Annotated in this window: 3 protein-coding genes and 1 pseudogene; all 4 read right to left on the reverse strand. The window is 69.9% G+C overall.

From position 1 onward, the window contains the following. Nucleotides 1-52: 52 nt before the first annotated feature. On the reverse strand, nucleotides 53-1300 hold the full coding sequence (locus AC1DYI_RS28825) for a heme biosynthesis HemY N-terminal domain-containing protein (protein ID WP_477207553.1): 1248 nt from the start codon (nucleotides 1298-1300) through the stop codon (nucleotides 53-55). A gap of 17 nt (nucleotides 1301-1317) precedes the next feature. After that, entirely contained in the window at nucleotides 1318-2472 is a 1155-nt protein-coding gene (locus AC1DYI_RS28830) for a uroporphyrinogen-III C-methyltransferase (protein ID WP_477207554.1), read from the reverse strand. 139 nt (nucleotides 2473-2611) lie between these two features. Then, nucleotides 2612-3415 (reverse strand): uroporphyrinogen-III synthase, encoded by an 804-nt coding sequence (locus tag AC1DYI_RS28835; protein ID WP_477207555.1) that lies wholly within the window; start codon nucleotides 3413-3415, stop codon nucleotides 2612-2614. Beyond that, nucleotides 3412-3962, reverse strand: a pseudogene (locus AC1DYI_RS28840) (hydroxymethylbilane synthase); the annotation flags it as partial. The gene AC1DYI_RS28835 and the pseudogene AC1DYI_RS28840, both read right to left, overlap by 4 nt.

Below are 3962 nucleotides of genomic sequence, written 5' to 3' on the forward strand. Positions count from 1 at the left end.
GTATAGCACGGGTTTTTTTGTTGTCTCAACTTTCGTTGTGCGATGCACCCAATCAATCGATCGCAGCAGCGCGCTGGTCGTAGTTGTGGGCGTGCTCCTCATGCCCTTCTTCGCGGGCGATCGCGGCCAGGCAACGCAGGGCCTGACGGCGCACCGGTGAAGGCAGGCTGGAAGAAGAGGCCGTCTGCTCGAGCGGGCGGCGGGCCTTGCCCCAGAGCTGGCGATCGGCGAAGGCCATGCCGGCCGCGGCGACGAGTGCGGGCTCGTGGCCATGCACCGCGAGGGCCGATTCGATGCGCGGCAACCAGTCGCTCCCGACACCCGGCGCGCAGTCGATCAACGCCAGCGCGAGTTCGCGGCGAGCGTCCGGGCCGGCGGTGGCGATAGCGTCCCACGAGGGCTGCAGCCAGGTGCGGCCTTGGGCCGCGTGGCCCATGGACTGTGCACGCCGTGCGGCACGGGCAACGACGAATGCATCGCGACGGTCGTCGGCGTCGAGGTTCGCCCAGACGCGGCGCAGCTGGTCCAGATCGAAAGCCTGCTCGATCGCTTCGATGGCCAAAGAACGCAGCAGCGACTGTGCGGCCGGCGCCGAGAAGCCCTGGTGCTTGGCCAGCAGGCGCGCGGTCTGCAATGCGTCCAAGGGCCGCCGTTGCTGGCGCGCAGCCTGCAGCTTCAAGCGCAGCGCTTGGGTGCGGCGGGCCACACCGGGCGGCAACTCGGCCAGCAGGGCCAGGCCACGTTCGGCGTCGCGGTCTTCCAGCGCCCATTCGGCGCTCAACAGTTGCAGCCCATCGAACGCGGTGCTGCTGCCGATGCGGCCCCGCACCAGCGCCAGGGCCGTGTTGACATGCTCGTCGCGGGCCTTCTTGTCTTGCAGCCGGTGCAGGCCCGAGGCCGCCACCATCTCGGCCAGCACAGTGAACTGCAGATCACCACGCAAGCCGCTGCTCAGCGCTTGCAGGTCGAGTGCCCGTTRCGCGGCACGCTGGGCGCGCGCATAGCGCGCGGCGAACAACTCGGCCAGCGCCTCGCGCAGCGCAGTGCCTGCGGCGCGCTCGCGCTTTTGCTCGCGCCACTCGCGCGCACGCGTCGGCAGGCTCAGCAGCGACTGGGCGGCTTGCAGGCCAGCGAAGACGATGAAGACCAATGCCAGCAGCAGCAGCAGGAACAGGTTGAGTGAGAAGTCGACCCGCACGGTGCCGTAGAACACCGACACCAGCGCATCGTTGCGGCCCAGCACCGTGGCGGTGACGACCGCCGCGGTGAACAACAACACCAGCCAGATGACCGAGCGCATGCAGCCTTCGCCCTTTGCTAGCGACCAGCCGAAGCTGCGGCCAGCGCGGCCAGGGTCTCGTCGGGCCGCGGCAGGTTGACCTGGCGGGTCTGCGAGGCCACCTGGCGCAGCAGCTCGGCGGTCGTGGTCACACGGCGCGAGCTGCGGTCGAAGTAATGCTCCAGCGAGGCCTGGGCCTGGGACAGGTCGCCCTGGGCCTGGTCGAACTGGCGAGACAACAAGGCCAGCCGCGCATTCAGCAGGCGCAGCTTCAGGTTTTCGCGCAGGAAGTAGGCCTGCTCAGGCGCGACCAGCATCGCCTCGGGCTGGTCGATGCGCGTCACGCGCACCAGCGAACGCACTTCGGCCCAGGTTTCTGTGGCCACACGCTGCCAGGCCTGGTCGAGCAGGCCAAGCCAGTCTTCTGCCTGGCGCCGCACGGCAGACGCTGATGGGTCACGCGTTGGTGCCGACGCAGGAACGGGCGCCGCCACGGCCACCTTGCGCTCGGGGTTCACCAGCATCGGCAGTTCGTCGATCTGGCGCACCGCTTCGTCGAGCTTGATCGACAGGCTGGGCACATCGGCCACGGTGACGGCACGCACGCGGTCCAGATCGCGCGCAACAGCGCGACGCACCCGCTCGAGCCGCGGCTGGTTGTAGCGCGCGAGCCGTTCGTCGGCCTGGCGCAGCACGGCCACCATGGGCTCGGCGCTGCCGGTGATGGCCGACTGCTGCTGCGCGACACGCAAACCGGCCTCGACGTCGGCCAGCACGTTTTCATCGCGCGAGCGTGACAACGACTGGATCAGCTCTTCGACTTGCGTGCGCTGCAGCGCCGATTCCGCCACTCGGGCCTCGACCAGCGCCAACTTGGCGGCCACATCAGCCGCGGCGTCATGGGCCTGGCGGGCCAGCAGGCGCGCTTCGGTCGACTGGTCCTGGCTGCTTTGCTGGCGTCGCACCAGCTCTTGTTCGAGCGATTTGACGCGCTGCTGCGTGCTCCACACCAGCGAGAGGCTGGCGACACTGAGCACGGTCAGCGCCAATGCGCCCAGCGGCCACATCAGGCTGCGCGCGGGCGACATCGCCGGGCTTGCCGGGCTGACCACGGCTGCCGGGGCAGGTGCCGCAGACACCGGTTCAGCGGCGGCGGGCGCCGGGGAAGACGAGGGCAATTCAGGGGCGTTCACGGTGTGCGCGGGATTGTATCGACGGGCCTTGTTCACCACAGGGGCGCGCGGCTTCCGCGCCACAGTGTTGCGCCGCCAGGAAGCAAGGGGTTGTCAGTGGAAGCAACGGCGCGACGCCGCCGCCCGCGATCCGACAAATCTAGGCACGCAGCGTGCCTAGGGCCTGCGCTACCGCTTCAGGCGAAGGCTTCAGCTCGATCACCCGGCCAAACCCCAATTCGCGTGCTCGCTCAGCAATGCGCGGGTGCGACGCCATAGCTAATGCGACTGACCAGTCAGCGGCCGGCGCCAAGGCTTGCAGATGGTCGATCGACTCGGAACTGCTCAGCAGCCAGACAAAGGCCKCCGGCTGCGCCAAGGCGCGCGCCATCAGCGCCTGCTCTTCAGAATTCAAGCGTGGGGCGCCGCGGACATACGCCTGGACGAAGCCGACGCGGGCGCCCGCCGCCCGCAGCTGGGTGGCGAGCCAGTCACGCCCACCGTCGCCACGAACAATACCCACCCGTTGGCCGGTCCAGGCCCGCATCGGTTCGAGCACCGCCCACAAGGCTTCGGAGTCGAACTGCGCCGCGTCCTCTGGCGGCGCCACGATCAACTCAGCCGGCACCCCCGCCGCTCGCAGCACCGCCACAGTGCCAGGGCCGGTGGCCGCGGCCAGCGTGCCGTCGGGCCAGCGCCAGCCCGGCGGCAAGGCGTCGAACAAGCCGCTCGCGGCATTCGGGCTGACGAACATCACCAGCGCTGCCGGCTGAAACGGACCACCCGCGGCCAAAGCGGCGAACCACAAGCGCAGCGCCACCGGATCGGGCGCGGGGCCGATCTCGAGCAAGGGCAACAACTCGGCCTGCACACCCAAGGCGCGCAGCCGCTGCCGCCAGACCACGCCCTGGGCTCGCKGGCGCGTCACCAGCGCGCAGCGGGCCGGTGCGGTGTCGGGGCTCATCCGCCCAGCGGGGCCAGGTAGCGCGCAGCGCCGGATTCGCGCAGGCGCGTAGCGGCCTGCCGGCCCAGGGCCTCGGCCGCGTCGGTATCGGCCACCTCGGCTTGCACCTCGGCCTTCAGCAGCGGCAGCAAGTTGTTCTCGCCATCACCCAACGCCACCGCCAGGTGCAACTGGCCGGGCTCGGGCCAGGTGGCGTGAGCTGCCAGCGGCATCGAGCAGCTGCCGCCGAGCGAACGCGAGACGGCGCGTTCGGCGTGCGTGGCCAGCCAGGTGGGTTCATGGATCAGCCGCGCCAGGGCTTGCTGCAACGACTCGTCGTCTTCGCGGATCTCCAAGCCCAGCGCCCCCTGCCCGGCCGCCGGAATCATCTGCAAGACGTCGAACAGCGCGCGGATGCGGTTGGCCAAGCCCAGGCGCTTCAGGCCGGCAGCTGCCAGCACGATGGCGTCATAGCCGCCCTCGTCGAGCTTGCGCAACCGGGTGTCGAGGTTGCCACGCAGGGGCTCGATGCGCAGATCGGGCCGCAGCGCCTTCAATTGCACGACCC

The sequence above is a fragment of the Ideonella sp. P3_A4 genome (genome assembly GCF_056403075.1).